Origin of the sequence: Limnohabitans sp. 2KL-17 (genome assembly GCF_003063415.1) — a bacterium.
Taxonomy (GTDB): domain Bacteria; phylum Pseudomonadota; class Gammaproteobacteria; order Burkholderiales; family Burkholderiaceae_C; genus Limnohabitans_A.
On record NZ_NESK01000087.1, the window covers coordinates 1 to 994 of the forward strand.

A 994-nucleotide genomic window follows, 5' to 3' on the forward strand; every position below is an offset into this window, starting at 1 on the left:
TTCCAGGTGACGATTGACGCCAAGGCCATCTTGGCTGCTGACCAAAAGACCATCGACGGGGGCGAGGGCACCGACACGGTGGACTACTCCAGCTTTGAAGGCATTCAGGGCGCGGGCATTGAGGCGGACCTGTCGAAAACGGACAACCAGACGGTGAAGACCTGGCGCAACGCCAACGGCACGATCAACGCGGGCAGCGCCATCGACAGCCTCCAGAACGTCGAGAATCTGGGCGGCACAGGCGGCAACGACAAGATTGTGGGCAGCGATGTGGACAACCGGCTGTGGGGCTATGGCGGCGACGACATGATCGAGGGCCGGGGCGGCAACGACACGATCTTCACCGGGCTGGGCCGAGACTCGGTGCTGGGCGGGGCGGGGGATGACTCTGTCGTGGTGCAGCGGCGCGCGCCGGCGATGCAGGGGCGCTACGTGATGATCCGCAAAAACGCGGGGGTGGCGCAGCACCTGACCCTGGCGGAGCTGCAAGTGATGCGCGGTGGGGAGAACATTGCGCGAGGCAAGACATTGGCGACATCCGGACAATTTGATGCGAGCCAGCACAAGGCGGGCAATCTTGTTGATGGTAATACCGGTGGCGACATGTGGAAAGACGGCATCTTTGCAAGCTCGATGGTAGGAGGCGGCTGGGTCCAGGTGGACCTGGGTGCCTCGACCGGGATCGATGCGATCAACGTGTTTGGCCGCACGGATGCGTGGGCGGGCATGAACGGCGACTTCACGGTGTACGTCAGTGACGTGGACATGAGCGCGATGAGCACGACGCAGATCGAGGCCATGTCGGGGGTGTTCTCCAGCCGCCACGATGGCTGGTCGAGCCAGGTGACGATTGACGCCAAGGCCATCTTGGCTGCTGACCAAAAGACCATCGACGGGGGCGAGGGCACCGACACGGTGGACTACTCCAGCTTTGAAGGCATTCAGGGCGCGGGCATTGAGGCGGACCTGTCGAAAACGGACAACCAGACGGTGA

General features: G+C 63.1%; 1 protein-coding gene. It reads left to right on the forward strand.

The window, feature by feature from the left end; genetic code table 11:
- Positions 1 to 994: discoidin domain-containing protein (locus B9Z45_RS16705; protein WP_199221940.1), on the forward strand; the 994-nt coding region annotated here is incomplete at both ends.